This window comes from Psychroflexus salis (assembly GCF_014640175.1).
In the GTDB taxonomy this organism is placed as follows: Bacteria; Bacteroidota; Bacteroidia; order Flavobacteriales; family Flavobacteriaceae; genus Psychroflexus; species Psychroflexus salis.
In genome coordinates this window covers 79739-95380 of the sequence record NZ_BMGL01000006.1, presented here as the reverse complement: position 1 = coordinate 95380, position 15642 = coordinate 79739, and the positions used below count along the sequence as shown (strand labels likewise).

At 32.0% G+C, this 15642-nt stretch carries 16 protein-coding genes and 2 tRNA genes; 10 read left to right on the top strand and 8 right to left on the bottom strand.

All coding sequences use genetic code 11. The features are described 5' to 3' along the window. Positions 1 to 26: 26 nt before the first annotated feature. Entirely contained in the window at positions 27 to 488 is a 462-nt protein-coding gene (gene tnpA, locus IEV63_RS06065) for an IS200/IS605 family transposase (RefSeq protein ID WP_188405897.1), read from the bottom strand. A 263-nt stretch (positions 489 to 751) separates the two neighbouring features. On the opposite strand from tnpA, the gene epsC reads away from it, so the two are divergent. The 4 genes from epsC to IEV63_RS06045 all read left to right on the top strand — a co-directional run bounded on the left by epsC (position 752) and on the right by IEV63_RS06045 (position 2872). Continuing rightward, positions 752 to 1555 (top strand): serine O-acetyltransferase EpsC, encoded by an 804-nt coding sequence (gene epsC / locus IEV63_RS06060; RefSeq protein WP_188405990.1) that lies wholly within the window; start codon positions 752 to 754, stop codon positions 1553 to 1555. Next, complete coding sequence (gene cysM / locus IEV63_RS06055; protein ID WP_188405896.1) at positions 1545 to 2432, top strand: cysteine synthase CysM; 888 nt, start codon at positions 1545 to 1547, stop codon at positions 2430 to 2432. Before epsC ends, cysM begins: the two co-directional genes overlap by 11 nt. Before the next feature lie 269 nt (positions 2433 to 2701). Next, positions 2702 to 2773 (top strand) — tRNA-Gly (locus tag IEV63_RS06050). Positions 2774 to 2787: 14 nt separating this feature from the next. Then, positions 2788 to 2872 (top strand) — tRNA-Leu (locus IEV63_RS06045). 675 nt (positions 2873 to 3547) lie between these two features. Here IEV63_RS06045 and IEV63_RS06040 read toward each other — a convergent pair. From IEV63_RS06040 to IEV63_RS06015, 6 genes are all read right to left on the bottom strand, one after another. Continuing rightward, positions 3548 to 3694, bottom strand: coding sequence for a hypothetical protein (locus tag IEV63_RS06040; RefSeq protein WP_188405895.1), 147 nt, complete (start codon positions 3692 to 3694; stop codon positions 3548 to 3550). A 2-nt stretch (positions 3695 to 3696) separates the two neighbouring features. After that, positions 3697 to 4410, bottom strand: coding sequence for a hypothetical protein (locus IEV63_RS06035; protein ID WP_188405894.1), 714 nt, complete (start codon positions 4408 to 4410; stop codon positions 3697 to 3699). A 379-nt stretch (positions 4411 to 4789) separates the two neighbouring features. Then, a complete protein-coding gene (locus IEV63_RS06030) occupies positions 4790 to 6316 on the bottom strand; it encodes a hypothetical protein (RefSeq protein WP_188405893.1) in 1527 nt (508 codons plus the stop codon). Positions 6317 to 6321: 5 nt separating this feature from the next. Then, entirely contained in the window at positions 6322 to 6588 is a 267-nt protein-coding gene (locus IEV63_RS06025) for a helix-turn-helix domain-containing protein (protein ID WP_188405892.1), read from the bottom strand. A 122-nt stretch (positions 6589 to 6710) separates the two neighbouring features. After that, positions 6711 to 7511, bottom strand: a complete 801-nt coding sequence (locus IEV63_RS06020; RefSeq protein ID WP_188405891.1) for a hypothetical protein — start codon at positions 7509 to 7511, stop codon at positions 6711 to 6713. A gap of 10 nt (positions 7512 to 7521) precedes the next feature. Continuing rightward, positions 7522 to 8859, bottom strand: coding sequence for a tyrosine-type recombinase/integrase (locus IEV63_RS06015; RefSeq protein WP_188405890.1), 1338 nt, complete (start codon positions 8857 to 8859; stop codon positions 7522 to 7524). 853 nt (positions 8860 to 9712) lie between these two features. Here IEV63_RS06015 and IEV63_RS06010 point away from each other — a divergent pair. Genes IEV63_RS06010 through IEV63_RS06000 form a run of 3 tightly spaced genes read left to right on the top strand, consistent with a single transcriptional unit; the run spans position 9713 to position 11478 of the window. Further along, a complete protein-coding gene (locus IEV63_RS06010) occupies positions 9713 to 10486 on the top strand; it encodes a LexA family transcriptional regulator (RefSeq protein WP_188405889.1) in 774 nt (257 codons plus the stop codon). Between the two features lie 9 nt (positions 10487 to 10495). Beyond that, on the top strand, positions 10496 to 11149 hold the full coding sequence (locus tag IEV63_RS06005; RefSeq protein ID WP_188405888.1) for a DUF2461 domain-containing protein: 654 nt from the start codon (positions 10496 to 10498) through the stop codon (positions 11147 to 11149). A gap of 20 nt (positions 11150 to 11169) precedes the next feature. Next, positions 11170 to 11478, top strand: coding sequence for a DUF202 domain-containing protein (locus IEV63_RS06000; protein WP_188405887.1), 309 nt, complete (start codon positions 11170 to 11172; stop codon positions 11476 to 11478). A gap of 55 nt (positions 11479 to 11533) precedes the next feature. Here IEV63_RS06000 and IEV63_RS05995 read toward each other — a convergent pair whose 3' ends face one another. Next, on the bottom strand, positions 11534 to 12763 hold the full coding sequence (locus tag IEV63_RS05995) for a 3-deoxy-D-manno-octulosonic acid transferase (protein ID WP_188405886.1): 1230 nt from the start codon (positions 12761 to 12763) through the stop codon (positions 11534 to 11536). Between the two features lie 111 nt (positions 12764 to 12874). Between IEV63_RS05995 and IEV63_RS05990 the strand changes: the two genes are divergently transcribed. The 3 genes from IEV63_RS05990 to IEV63_RS13125 all read left to right on the top strand — a co-directional run bounded on the left by IEV63_RS05990 (position 12875) and on the right by IEV63_RS13125 (position 15629). Then, positions 12875 to 14041, top strand: coding sequence for a DegT/DnrJ/EryC1/StrS family aminotransferase (locus IEV63_RS05990; protein WP_188405885.1), 1167 nt, complete (start codon positions 12875 to 12877; stop codon positions 14039 to 14041). An 11-nt stretch (positions 14042 to 14052) separates the two neighbouring features. Continuing rightward, positions 14053 to 15336 (top strand): metal-dependent hydrolase family protein, encoded by a 1284-nt coding sequence (locus tag IEV63_RS05985; protein ID WP_188405884.1) that lies wholly within the window; start codon positions 14053 to 14055, stop codon positions 15334 to 15336. A 77-nt stretch (positions 15337 to 15413) separates the two neighbouring features. After that, on the top strand, positions 15414 to 15629 hold the full coding sequence (locus IEV63_RS13125) for a DUF6503 family protein (RefSeq protein ID WP_188405883.1): 216 nt from the start codon (positions 15414 to 15416) through the stop codon (positions 15627 to 15629). Positions 15630 to 15642: the final 13 nt, after the last annotated feature.

The following is a 15642-nucleotide window of genomic DNA, read 5'->3' as shown; positions in this document are numbered from 1 at the left end:
GCTCCTAACGGAGCTATTAATTGTATTTATTCAATGAATTTAAATAAATATTTTTCATCATAATCAATTTCAAATTTTTCTAAAAATTCAGTATATTCATCTTTGAAGGTTTTCACTTTGTGATGTTTTTCTTGGTTATTGATATACTTAATTACAGTATCTAACTGAGATTGTGCATATGAAAAAGCTCCAAAACCACCTTGCCATTGAAATTTCCCTAAAACCAATCCTTTTTCATTGATCCATTTAGATGAATTTGCCTTTATGCTCCTTACCAGCTCTGAAATTGAAATATTTGGTTTTATACTCACCAAGATATGTATATGATCAGCAACTCCACCAATAGCATAAACTTTTTGTTGCTTAGCATTGACAATACCACATATGTATTTATATAGTTCATCTTTCCATTTTTTATGAATTAGATTTTGTCTACCCTTAACAGTAACTACGATTTGTATATAGACTTGTGTAAATGTATTAGCCATAATTTATCTTTAAATAAAAGCTAGTTAATCAATTGCAAAACAACATATTAAAATTCAAAAAATAAAGATAGAAAAAAATAATATTAAGCTCTGTAGGAGCGAAATAACAATAGCCCCATTAGGGGCGAAATATCATTAACAAAAGCATGGTAAAGTAATTCAACCCCGTTAGGGGTGACATTCCCAATTCTGAATTTACCTAATCCCTAATAAAATGATAATCTTTAGATGTAATCCACCATCTACCTTAATTTTGCTTAAAAATAAAGCATTTGATTACGAAAAGCATTCAAGAAGATATTCAAGAAATAAAAAGCAAGTTAAAGCACTCCTACATTATAAAAGACAAAACCACTGCTTTTACAAGGAAGTTATTTTTATGTTTATTCGATTCCGATACTGTAGCAGATGAAACTCTACAAGAACTGGAGACTTCTTTTGAAGAATTAGCCGACTTAGTTTGCTATAAACCAGAGCAAAGCTGTAGGAATATTTGGGAAGATTATATTTCTGAAATTCCCAAAATCCAAAAGCAATTAAATGAAGATGCACAGTTTATATTAGAAAATGATCCTGCTGCGAATTCCTTAGCAGAAGTATATTTGGCTTATCCCGGTTTTTATGCCATTGCTACATATCGTTTAAGTCATGCATTGTTAAAATTTGGTTTGCCTTTAGTGCCGAGATTAATGACCGAATGCGCGCATAGTTCAACAGGAATTGATATTAATCCTGGCGCAGAAATTGGCGTGCCTTTTTTTATAGACCATGGAACAGGTGTAGTAATTGGTGAAACATCAATTATTAAAAATTATGTAAAAATATACCAAGGTGTAACTTTGGGAGCTCATTCGGTTAATAAATCTATGCAAGCCACCAAACGCCATCCTACGATAGAAGACCATGTAACTATTTATGCGAATGCTACTATTTTAGGTGGAGAAACTATTGTTGGAGCTCATTCGTTAATTGGTGGGAACGTTTGGTTAACCAAATCTGTAGATGCCAATTCTTTAGTTTCTAATCAGTCAAAAACCACAATTAAAACAAAAAAGAATGTCGAATAAAATTATAGACCTTGTCGGAAATACACCTTTAGTAGACGGTTCTAGTTTATTGCAAAACAAAAATGTAAAGCTACTGCTGAAGCTAGAAGGACACAATCCTGGTGGAAGTGTAAAAGACCGAGCAGCACTAAATATGATTCAGTCTGCATTAGAGCGCGGAGAAATCGATAAAAATACCCAATTAATTGAACCCACCAGTGGAAACACAGGAATTGCCTTAGCCATGATTGCTAGCGTTTTTGGACTATCTATTGAACTGGTGATGCCAGAAAATGCAACCATAGAACGGGTAAAAACTATGCGAGCTTACGGTGCAAAAGTAACACTAACTAGCGCAGATATTGGAATTGAAGGCGCACGAGATTATGTAGAAGATAAAGTGAAAACAGGGGAGTATTATACGTTAAATCAATTTGCCAACCCAGATAATTGGAAAGCGCATTATAAAACCACTGGTCCAGAAATTTGGCGAGATACCAATCATGAAGTCACCCATTTTGTATCATCTATGGGAACCACAGGAACCATAATGGGAACTTCTACTTATTTAAAAGAACAAAATAAAGACATTCAAATTGTAGGTGTACAACCCGATGATGAAGCACGAATTCCAGGTATTCGAAAATGGAAACCTGAATATTTACCTAAAATATTTGATGCTAAAAAAGTAGATCAAGTTATCGAAGTGAATGAAACAGAAGCCCAAAAAACAGCACGTTTATTAGCATCAAAACTAGGTGTTTTTTCGGGCATGAGTAGTGGAGGAGCTACAGCGGCTGCTATAAAATTAGCCAATACGCTAAAATCTGGTACAATAGTCAGTATCGTTTGCGATCGCGGCGACCGATATTTGTCATCAGACTTATTTGATTTTTAGTTAGTTATTTTTTAGAAATATAAAACTTAAAAATTTCCATTCTTTTCTATAGAAAATAGTTTGTGAATTGAATAAAAAGATTAAATTTGCACCCGCAATAAAAGTTCTTATACATTATGCGAAAGTAGCTCAGGGTTCCGTCAAAAAGAAATAGTAGATTTCGTATTTTGCCGAGAATTTTCGTAACAGAGCAAAAAAAACTTTTGATTGTTACGGAAGTAGAGCATCACCTTGCCTTAAGATTTTTTATTGCTTAAGTCAAATAAAACGCGAAAGTAGCTCAGGGGTAGAGCATCACCTTGCCAAGGTGAGGGTCGCGGGTTCAAATCCCGTCTTTCGCTCAAAAAAATATTCTGCTCGGATGGTGGAATTGGTAGACACGTTGGACTTAAAATCCAATGGCCATTATGGCCGTGCGGGTTCAAGTCCCGCTCCGAGTACTTAAGACCCTTGTTAATCAGTTAGTTAGCAAGGGTTTTTTATTTAGTTGTACTATATTTGTACTAAACTATTGAGAATAAATATAAATTAGTCTTTTGTTAAATTGGTTTGTTTCTTAGCTCTTAATCAGTTCTAAGGCTGCATCTGGTGAAGCTAATAAAATTCAATAGCTGTTTATCTGAATAGCTTTTAATCTCGCATAATCTTAGCTTATTTCTTTGACTTCAAACAAAGCGTTCTAATGCGCTCAAATGTTTTTGCTTATAACTTTATCATTCGTTTGTTGTAAGCTGTTAAGGCGTTGGCTGTGATGCTGTGGTAATAAAAAAAAGCTAAGTTTTAAGAAAGTTCCCCCTATGTGAAGCAATATTTTACGCTCTGCATTTTATAGGCATTCTGCATTGATTTGAGACCTGTTATATTTTTTGTTACTTATATACTTGTTTTTCAAAGAAATAAGGGTTTTATGTAGAAATTTCTCTATATGCTGCCTAGTTTGCTAGTGTTATGCTATAAAATGTTACAACTGAATTAAGATACTGGAATTAAATTTTATTTGCTGTGGTTCTGGTGCTGCTTCGCCTTAACTCCGTTGGCTGTAAAATCAAAAAACCCGCCTATTAAAGCGGGTCTCTCTCAATTAATCAAAATCTAAGTAAGGTATGACGTGCCAATTACTTAAACATTAATGCATAAAATTGTGTTCCATCGTTTTCGATTTTAAAGTTAGTATCCAGTTTGTACCCAGTTTTGAGTAGTGCGTTTATTTCGGTTTCCAGTTTTTCAGAACTGGTGAAACGTAAAATTTTTACTTCATTCATAATTATAGTTTATGGGTTAGAATTTCGTTGTAATTGAAAACAACATTGTTTAGCAGGTATCCAGTATCACTTGCTAAGTATTTCTTAACTGCATCATAAATAAATTTCGGCTCAAATTCTAATTCCTTTGATGCTTCGATAAATTTATTAATTGATACGATTAACTCCTTTTGCTCATTATTCAATAAATACATCTCAAACGGCTTTTTAGGTATGTCTAGCTTCACTTTATTGCCAGTAATGGTAAACATATCGCCAATACGATAATCTCGCTTCTTTGGTGCTTTTTTGAATATCTTTTGCTTATATGGGTCTTTGCTATGGTATGCATTCTCGCAATGCTTAAAAAATCCATCATTGAAATCATATAACTGCTCATTTCTATTGATTAGATTATTATATATGCTTTGCAAACTCTCGAGCTTTGAAGTTTCAATTTTTCTACGTTCCTTAAAATCTTCTGGACTTAATTTTAAATCTTTAACCGTTGTAGATTTTTTATATTCAGCATCTACATATTGGTTAAGTATTTCAATAAAATTGCCTTTGCTTAATTCCTCTAAGGTTTTAATCTCAATTTTATTGCGCTTAAATTCATCTCTAGCATCCTTTATACATTCAATGGGTGCGTTAACCGATTTAACTAAAACATCATACCCTTGTTGGTCGGATTGTATTTGTAATTCCTTTTTTGTTTTGAAAATTGATAAATTCATATTTATTTGATTTTTGGCGGCATATTAAAAGTTTCTCATTTGCTGCCCTTGTTAATATTTGTTATTTAGTTAGGTTTAGGTTAGGATTGATTTTTAAACCTAACCTTGTAAACCCTTAATTTTACTATGCTTTACGCTGTTTTGTTAGGATAGTTAGGATAAAATGAAGTTATTATATATATATGAATTACTTTTTTTCTATACACGTATGTTTTAAAATAACCTAACTAACCTAACTATTGGATTTAATTAACTGAATATCAATATCTTAAACAGTTAGGTTGTGTTTTCTTAACCTAACCTTAAAAAAATAAGTGTATGATATTCAGCATATTAATAAGTTAGGGTGCATTTATGAAAATGGTTATATCAGTCATTTTTATTGATTTTCTCGATTTGTAAACAAGTTGATTTTACTAATTTTAATAGATTTTTTATTTTGCGCTCCTTTTCTTTTTGTCAAATTCAAGCCTTTGTCATCTGCATATTGTTGCAGCCAATTTAATAGAACCTTTGAAGCTTTAACAGGGCTTTCTTTGTATGTTTTTTCAATTATCTCTTTAGCTAAATAGGGTAATACATACCACTTATCTAATTCAAAAGAATTACTCATATATTCCACAAATTTACTTGAAGTTGAGGTTGCTAAAATTTTGCTTTCGATTTTTGGATTTGAATATTTAACAAGTCCGTACTTTAAATAACTTGCAGCACATTCAATCATAAAGCTGTAAAAGTTATTCCATTCGGTTTTATCCCAGTCCGTGAATAATTCGTGTTTAAACTCTTCTATTGGCGTGTAGTCTGCATCAAAGTAGTTATTAATTGTAATTCTGAAAATTCGCCCTTTGTCGCTTGATTTATTGCTGCCTAGTCTGAAATTGGTATCTACCAAAATTTTAGGGCTGTATTCAAATTGAATAAAAAAGTCTGCTTTTGAGCGTCCTTTTTGTTCCACATCAATACCTCGCTTAGCTTCATACATTATTTTTAGATTGAAGTCTTTAGGTGCATCTCCAAAAATGAATAAATCGTGTTCAGGTCTTATATTTTGAAATGGAAAGTTTTTATTGAAGTTTTGCGCATTTTCAAAGAAATATGAGCTTACTGCAAATTGAAGTCCAGCTTCTAAAATCTCGCTTTTTCCGCTTTGTCCGTATGCATCATTTTTAAGCTGTGAATTTTCGTCCGATAGGATAAATATAACAGGGTCTTTTTTGCTCTTAAATGAGTTTAAGAAAAAACCTATTGAAGTTACAACGGATAAATAATGCTTAGATTCATTAGTTACCTTACGGACAAATTCAGCGTAAACCGATTTTTCAGGTTGTGGGTTTTTTGGGTCGTAATCAAAATCAATTATTTTACTAGAATTAATATACTTTTTACGCTTTGCAAATTCGTTGTAATTTTCAGTTTTGATATTTTTCATATCATTTTTAACCTCAACTACAACTATCAAATTTTTAAAGAAAAACCTTGTTGTATTTTTAGTATCTCGATACTCTTTAAGCATACAAACATCTAAATTACTTACTATGGTTGTTTCTTTTTTGATATGCTTATTAAGCTCAATATTTAGCTTGTTTAATACTTGACTATCTTTATTTTTAGCGTTCGGGTCATACTTAATTATAAGCTTCATTAGATAGCTGTAAATATGGTCTCTGGAAATGTTTGTAGTTAAAACTCCATTGTAATAAAGTGAAAACAAAATTTTGTCTCCTACTTTTTGTTGATAAAAACCTAGTTCGCTTAAATAGTTTGCTACCATTAGAGTATTCAAAATAACTCTGCCTTTGTCGCCTACTGAATAGCAATTTATAATCTTTGATAATTGTTTATCTTTGCTTTTGTTGTTTGAGAATAAAAAGCTTTCAAGGCATTGGGTAATTGTGTTATCCATTGCCTTTATTTTTTCAGTTCTACAATAGCGTTTTCTATATCGTTGGCTTTGTATAAAACTCTGCCGCCAATTTGATAGGCTGTGAGTACTCCTTTTACAGTCCAGTTGTGAATAGTAGATAAATCCACATTAAACATTTTAGCCACTTCTTTGCGTGTGTAGTATTGCGGTGCTTGTTTTGGCTGTAAGTTAAGCTCAATATTTGCGAGCTTCTCTTTGAGTGCCTTAATATCGTTTGTAAGGCTTTCAGGAATTTGAATTTCTAAGTTCATAACACTATAATTTTAAATTAAATCATAGTGCAAACTTATAAGCTATATTAAATCTAATTAATTGATTTTAAATGTTTTATAGTTACATAGTTACAATGTAACTATCTTTTTTTTAGTAACCATTATTTAAACTTTGGATTTAGAAACATCATATCACTTTTAAACGCTTCAAAATTTGGCTCAATAACATCATTATAAATACTTTTTGCTCTTTTAGATAGTTCTTTTTGGGATTTGTATTCATTTTTAGCTTTGGTATAAGCTCTTGTATCTTTGTCAATATTTTGTTCCCATTCAGTACCAAAAAACAACTTTTTAAAGTATTTGACAACATCGCTTTTGTTATGCTTTGTTGTGTCAATATAGTTGTTTTGTAATTTAAGAATAAGTAAATTAAACGGCTGTTTGCTAAATTTTTTACCCTTTGAATATGCCTTTATAATTGGCTTTTGAAAGTGCTTTATTAATGAGTTTTCAATTTTTTCAACTTCTTTGTCATTAAATTTATTAGCGTTAATTAAAAAGTCTTTAAGCTGTTTTGGTTTCTGCTTATTGCTGCCTTTAGATTGAGTTTTATCTGGTGTATGTAAATCAGTTAAATGCTTCTCGAAATTATTTCTAAGACTTTGTAAAGCTTCGATTTTATAATCTTCATTATTTACGTTAACATTAGAGTTGTTTTTGTACTTATATAAAGCTTCGTTTATTTCATTAATAAATCTTTCTAGCATCTTAATTTTGCCGCTTTTAGCGTGGTTTTTCTCGCTATTATATTGAGTGTTCAAACTATCATATAAGCCACTAAAATAGGCTTCAAAATCCTTTCTTTGATTGATTATATTTTCAGCGTTGTTAACTCTCATTTGTTTTTCAAGTGCTGCTAATTCGTTTCTATTTGCTGTATTCTCTTTTTTGGTTTCCATTTTCATAAAATTATTGGTTAACGGCTTCTTTGTTGTCAACTACTTTTAAAACGCTTTCTTTTTGGTTTTTCATTCGCTGTAATTCGTAGAAATCTGCAATTTGTTGAGCGTAATCTAAATCACTTTTACCAATGTATTGAAGTAGCATTTTTTCGGTTTTATGCGCTGTTATTTTCATTATTAATGTAGTTGGCATAACTCCGTATAAATTAGTCGCAAATGAACGGCGGCAAATATGCGAGCTCACTAAATCGTGTTTTGGATAAGTGCCTAATATTCTACGCTTTTTTGTTTTATCGTATTTACGTCCTTTTGTTGGTTCGTCCAGTTCAGCTAATTCACAAAGTTTTTTAATATAGTCGTTAAACTTCTGAATACTTATTTTACGTGGAAATCCATTTTCTAATATTTCGGCTGTTTTTTCTAATACTGGAATGGTAACATTTGCTTTTGTTTTTTGCTGCTTTAGCTGTATAACTTCTAAGCCGTTGATGTTATTTATATTGTTTTCTGTAAGGTTTAGCAAGTCGCCACCACGTTGACCGATTGAGCAACCTAAAATTAACCATTTGCGAGCGTTTTCTAATGCTTCGCTATTTAGCTCTAAACTTTCGATTTTATCCAGTTCATCAGGGCTTAAATAGATTATATTTTCATTATCCACTTTGCCGCCTTTTATTTTCTCTAGTTGGCTGCTAACTTCTACATTATCAATTTCAGCATCTTTACAAACCGTCTTTAAATCATCTACTTTTTTGAGTGCGTAGCTGTCTGCATAACTTTGGTCGTTAATCATCCAGTTTAAAAAATTACGTGCAAAACTTTGGTTAACATCTTTTATTCTAAACTTTCGCTTATCGGTTTTGAAACTTTGATACTTGTTTATAATATTCAATAGGTTTTTATATGAATTGATACGGCTTTTTGATATTCCTAGCTGCTTTTGTGCGTTTTCTCTTGTATTCGCTGTATCTATTATCAACTGAATATTATCAGTTAATATGTCGCTTCTTTTTTCTTCCAGTTCAATAGGATTGTAGTAATCAAACATTACATTTTTTAACCAGTCTTTTTGGTCTGGCTTTGGATAATCATTTTCGTATTGTTCTAAAATAAATTTTTCTATTGGTTCAATTTTATTGTAGAAGTCTGTAATCTCATTTTTTTCATTTGCAGTTAAGCCACGTTTTTTATTTCTAGTAGTTGTAAAAAATTCCTTTGTTGTGTGAATTTCTGTACTGGCTTCAAGTTGAAAATATTTATTCTGGCTTTTTTCTTTTGCTTGTAGCCTTACTTTCAAATTTGCATTGTCTTTTTTAGAACGATATAAGAAGTTAATACGTGCCATATTTCTACCTTTTTTTAATTGTTTAGTACAAAAATAGCAAAGTTGTACTAAAATTGTACTAAACTATTCTATTAAATTAAATTTCATTAAATTATTTTAAAACTTTGGTAAGCCTTGTATTTATTAAGGATTTCTAGTGTTTATAAGGGTTAAGCTTTTGTTTAGGGGTTTAAAATAGTTTAAATAAATAGGGGGTTACAAGTCCCGCTCCGAGTACTTTTTATTCCCAAGAATAATTTTTTATCCTTGGGAATAATTTTTTGTATTCAAATGAAATTTCATCCCCCATTTTGAATCCCAGCCTTTTGAATATACCGATGTTTTGTTTCGAAAACAGGTCAATAGAGTGTACTCAAAGTCTGCAATTTATTTGCAGTCTTTGTTGTTTCCAGTCTTTTGTGCGGGTTGCTCGATGCTTCGAAGCCGATTCGAGTATAAAATTTGTTAATATTGTTAATTGTTTTCTATTCAATATTTTTTTTGGCCTAAACCATGTTTATATTGTAATTGGAATAAACCTTTCTTTTAATAAAAAAAATATTGCGATAAAAGATATTAGTCTTCCTACTTCGGCTTGCTCAGCACATGTAGAAATATGAAAAAATCGATAAGAATTTTTTGTAAATTACACATAATCAAATAAATATAATTACAAAAAAGTCTTTAGCTTTGATGTATTGAAATTTTAGAATCTAGTGCATTTTAATGAATAACAACATAAGCATTAATGTGCTCATTTGAAATAGATTCATTTATTTTAATTGAACACTAATGTTGGAATAAAAAGGAAATAAGACAAAAACTTTGGAATATTTCCAAAATACACTATATTTGGAAGGTAAATAATTTTGATATGAAAGCAGACTTACCCATCGAAGTAAAACGCTTCAAACAAATTCGAGAAGAACAAAATTTAACCCAAGCCGAATTTGCCGAAGTACTTGGAATTAAGAACTCTACTGCCGATATTGAACGGGGCAAAACCCGTTTGTTAGGTATTGTAGTTGCGCAACTTTTAAAGGAATACCAAATCAATCCGCTTTGGTTATATGGTCAGAGTTTTCAAAAAGAAATTAGTCTGCAAAATCAGAGCATGATGCCTAAAGTGGTTACAGTAAATAACAGCGATCAAGAAAATTTACTACTTGTTAACCAAAAAGCAGCGGCAGGTTATCCGCAAAACTTACAGAATAACGAATATTACCAACAACTTCCTGCTTTCGATTTGCCTTTGCCCCAATTTCGAAACGCCACGTATCGTGGTTTTCAAGTAGAAGGCGATTCCATGTTGCCCGATTTACGTCCAGAAGATTGGGTGTTGGCCAAAGCGGTTGAAAATTTAGCTGAAGCTAAACAACATAAAATTTACGTTTTTGTATTGCAGGATTCTGTTTTGGTGAAGAAGTTGCACAAAACCCAAAATCCAAGTACGGTAGCTTTATTATCTACTAACGAAACCTATCCACCTTACGAAGTTGAAATTTCAACTATTCAAGAATTATGGGAAGTAAAAAGCAAACTTACTTTTACTTTAAATGAAAATTCTGAAAATACCGTGTTAAAAAAATTGGAAGCATCCATGGAAGATTTAAAAGAACAATTAGCTTCGTTTAAACAATCTTCTTAATTTTTTAAAATGGATTTTAAAGCCTTATTTGCGTTTTTAGAAAAACTTCAGAAAAACAATTGCAAACACTGGATGGATGCGAATCGTGATGAATATGAAAAGGTTCGCGATAATTACATTGAATGGCTCAATTCCATGGACATGAAGCTAGCTGAAATCGATGAAGATTATTACCATACCACAGGCAAAAAAGCCATTAACCGCATTAACAACAATCTGTTATATCATCCTAATAAACCCACTTACAAAGATCATTTTGGTGCCGGTTTAGACAAGCGACCCAAAACCAGTGATTTTTATATTCATTTAGGTGTAAATGAATGTTTTTTAGCAGGCGGATTTTACAGACCTAAATCCGATTTTTTGAAAAGCATTCGCGATGCTATTGATTACAATGGAGAAGTCTTGAAAGAAATTATTAAAGAATCTGAATTTCAGAAATTATTTGATGGTTTAATGGAAGATGAAAAACTGAAAACATCACCTAAAGGTTTTTCTAAAGACCACGATTATATTGAATTGCTTCGGCATAAAAGTTTTGCTGCGCACCGACCTATCTCTAGAAAGCAAGTTGAAAGTTCATGTTTTGATGATTTAGTTATTGAAACTTATCAAGCCATGTTGAAATTTAGAAGGTATTTGAACAAAGCGGTAACTGTTTAAATTTGATAAGATCTTTTACTATGAAAAAACAACTTAAAAACGTGATTAAAGTAACCGATGATTTTACTAATGAAGAACGCATTATTCTTCGCGATCATTTAGCTTTGGAGCGAACCAAATTGGCTAATGAACGTACTTTGCTTTCTTATTTACGGGCTTCTTTATATTTGTTTTTAGGCGGTTCGGCGCTGATTGGTTTAAACCATGAAGTTTTAGGAAACTTAAAATGGGTTGGAAATGCTGGAGTTTTTTTTAGTGTGTTGTTTTTGGTAATCGGAATTTACCGTTTTGTCGTTTTAAAAAAGCATCTCAAAAAGTTTGTACAGTAACATTTTAATGTAAAGTTAGAACTAGCTTCATTTTTTTATTAAGCATAAGCTTAACTTACAAATACAATTTTATTTTATTTAGAATCAAATCTGTTGCGCCAGCTCTGGCTTCTACAAAATGTCCAGCTATTATGCCACTTTGTTTTCTAAATTGATGATTGTTAATTAACTTAGAAGCGATATCATTAAATTCTACTGAATTTTTAACGCTAAACAAGCCTGCGTATTTTCTGAGTTCGGTTGCTTCTGGGAATTTTTCAAAATTTTTACCAATTACAATAGGAACTCCAAAAGTAGCCGGTTCTAAAATGTTGTGTAAACCTGCATTTCCCATTCCGCCGCCTACATAAGCAATATCTGCATAGGCATAAATTTTAGACAATAATCCTATCCGATCAATCACAAATACTTCAGCTTCAGCTAAGTGTTCATCTTTCATATTGCTATGCAAAACAACTTTCTTATTCAGTTTTTCAACTAAACCTTGTACTTTCTGTGGTTTAATTTCATGTGGTGCGATTACAAATTTTATATCCTTAGTTGAATTGATAAAATCTACAAAAATAGCTTCATCTTCCGGCCAAGAACTTCCAAAAACAAAGCAAGTTTTAGCTTGTTTAAACCTGTCCATACAATCCAATACATTATTCATTTTTAATTGTTGAATAACTCTGTCGTAGCGCGTATCTCCAGAAATACTCATGTTGTTAAAACCAGCATTTTTCAACTGTAAAAATGCACTTTCATTTTGCACAAAAATGTGGTTAAATTGATGTAAAGCTTGTTTTAAAAAACTTCCAATGGGTTTAAAATAAATTTGTTCTTTTCTAAACAAAGCTGAAACCAAAAAAGTAGGAATTTTGGCTTTTGTTAGTTGGTTTATAAAGTTGGGCCAGATCTCATATTTCACAAATAAAGCGATTTGAATATCTAAAGATTCAATAAAGCGTTGAGCATTTGCTTTAGTGTCTAATGGAAGATAGCAAAGAAAGTCGGGTAGTGGGTCGTTTTTTTTAATTTCGTAACCCGAAGGCGAAAAGAAAGTAACCAAAAGTTGATGGTTAGGATATTCTGTTTTTAAGCGCTTCATAATCGGAACAGCTTGTTCATATTCGCCTAATGAAGCTGTATGTATCCAAATAACTTGCTTGGCTTCAATTGAAGCTAAGTCTTGAAAAATATTTTTTCTACCTTCAACAAATAGCTTCTGTTTAGGGCTAATCCATGTTGTTAATGGAAGAAACCATTCAAATAATTGGATAAAGATTGAATAAATTCTTTTCAAATTACTAAATTTTTGACTAAAATAAGTTTTTAATCCAAAATGAATTGTGCTTAGTGCGCTTATTTGTTAGCTTTGTTAAACTTAGTTTTACTTAAATTATTTCTTATATACATGAAAAAATTACAAATGGTTGACTTAAAGGGTCAATATGAAAAGATAAAAGGGCAAGTAGATCAATCTATTATGGATGTTGTTAATTCTACTGCCTATATTAATGGACCTGAAGTTCATGGATTTCAGAAGGACTTAGAAGAGTATTTAGAGGTAAAACATGTAATTCCTTGTGCTAACGGAACCGATGCTTTACAAATTGCGATGATGGGTTTAGGCCTGCAGCCAGGCGATGAAGTAATTACAGCCGATTTTACCTTTGCTGCTACTGTTGAGGTGATTGCACTTTTAAATTTAACGCCTGTTTTGGTAGATGTAGACCCAAAAACCTACAATATTGATGTAGATGCTATTGAAAAAGCGATTACTCCTAAAACTAAAGCTATTGTTCCTGTTCATTTATTTGGACAAGTAGCCAATATGGATGCTATTATGGATTTGGCTAAGCAACATAATTTGTTTGTTATTGAAGACAATGCGCAAGCCATAGGCGCAGATTATACCTTTAAAAATGGAAAAAAACAAAAAGCTGGAACCATTGGAGATGTAGGAGCAACTTCTTTTTTCCCATCTAAAAACTTGGGTTGCTACGGAGATGGCGGTGCTATTTTTACGAACAATGACGATTTAGCACATACCATTCGTGGAATTGTAAATCATGGAATGTACGAACGTTATCATCACGATGTAGTGGGTGTAAATTCGAGATTAGATAGCATACAAGCGGCTGTTTTACGAGCTAAATTACCTAATTTAGATATGTATAATGCCGCTCGACAACATGCTGCTCGAAAATATTCTGAAGCTTTATCAAAGTCTGAAAATATCATAACTCCAACTACGTTTACTCATAAAAAATGTGATGTAAAATGTAGTATTTGTGATACTTGCGATTGTCATGTTTTTCATCAATACACCTTACGGATTACCAATGGAAAGCGAGATGATTTGGTAAAACATTTTCAAGAAAAAGGAATTCCGCACGGAGTTTATTATCCAATTCCTTTGCATTTGCAAAAAGCTTATGCGGATAAACGTTATAATGAAGCTAATTTTACCGTTACTAATCAGTTGGTAAAAGAAGTAATTTCATTGCCTATGCATACAGAATTAGAAGAAGATCAAATTGAGTATATTACTACTGAAATTTTGAAAATAGTAGATTAAAAATCAAACCTATGAGAAAAAGTATTTTTTTACTGGCAATTTTGATTACCCAAATGGCAATTGCTCAACAAACTTTAATTCACGTTAAAAATTATGTAGATGTTGAAAATGGAAAAGTCATAGGCAATTCAAGTATAATTATTGAAGGTCACAAAATAGTTTCAATAAAAAAAGGTTTTGTAAATCAGGCTGATTTTGAAGGATACATCAACTTAAAAAAACATACCTTAATGCCAGGTTGGATTGACATGCACGTGCATTTAGAAAGTGAGACTAATCCAAAAAAATACCTTGAAAAATACCAAGATGATGAAGCGGATATAGCTTATAAATCTACTGTTTTTGCCAAACGAACTTTACTAGCTGGATTTACTACGGTTCGCGATTTAGGTGGAACAGGTGTTAACATAAATCTCCGCGATGCCATCAATCGTGGCGATGTAATGGGTCCGCGTATTTTTACTGCGGGAAAATCGCTTGCTACAACTGGCGGTCATGCTGATCCTACCAATGGGAGTAGCAGAAGATTTATCGCTGACCCAGGACCAAAGGAAGGTGTGGTGAATGGTGAAGATGATGCCCGAAAAGCAGTTCGACAACGTTATAAAAATGGAGCTGATTTAATTAAAATTACAGCAACAGGTGGTGTATTGAGTGAAGCAAAAAGCGGCGATAATCCACAATTTACTTTAGAAGAAATTAAAGCCATTTGTGAAACTGCAGCAGATTACGGTTTTCATGTGGCCGCTCATGCACATGGAGATGAAGGTATGCAACGTGCTATTTTAGGTGGAGTAAAAACCATTGAACATGGTACTAAAATGAGCGATGAAACCATGGAGCTCATGAAAAAATACGATGCGTATTATGTGCCTACCATAAGCGCTGGAAAATTTGTTTCCGAAATGGGGCAAATTGATGGATATTATCCTGAAATAGTTAGACCTAAAGCTTTAGAAATTGGGCCCAAAATTCAATCTACATTTGGAAGAGCTTACGCAAAAGGAGTACCCATTGCTTTTGGTACAGATGCAGGCGTTTTTTATCATGGCGATAATGCTTTGGAATTTAAATTTATGAATGAAGCTGGAATGCCATTAATGGAAGTGTTACAGTCGGCAACTTTAACCAATGCAAAATTGCTTCAAATTGATCATGAAATTGGACAAATAAAAGAAACTTTTATAGCAGATTTAGTAGCTATAGAAGGCGATTTTGACACAAAAAATCTTGATGCATTTATGAAACCTGTTTTGGTAGTAAAAGAAGGATTAGTGGTTAAAAATGAACTTTAATTAAGAAGCATCTTTCAAGTTTTATTGAAAAATGTTTTCATTCTTTATGCCGTTTGAATATCTATAAATTATAAACAATGCATAAACTTTGTTTTGTTCTCATTTTAATTCTTTCGGCTTGTTCTTCATCTCGTAAGCAAGAGCAATTAGCAGCTAGTCAAATTATTCAACAAGCTATCGATTCGTCTGGAACTTCAAAATTTAAAAATTCAGTTGTTAAATTTCAATTTAGAGATTATACGTACAAAAGCATTCCAACATGTTCAGGTATAAAGCTCCAAAGAAGTTTTTAAAATGATTCATTTG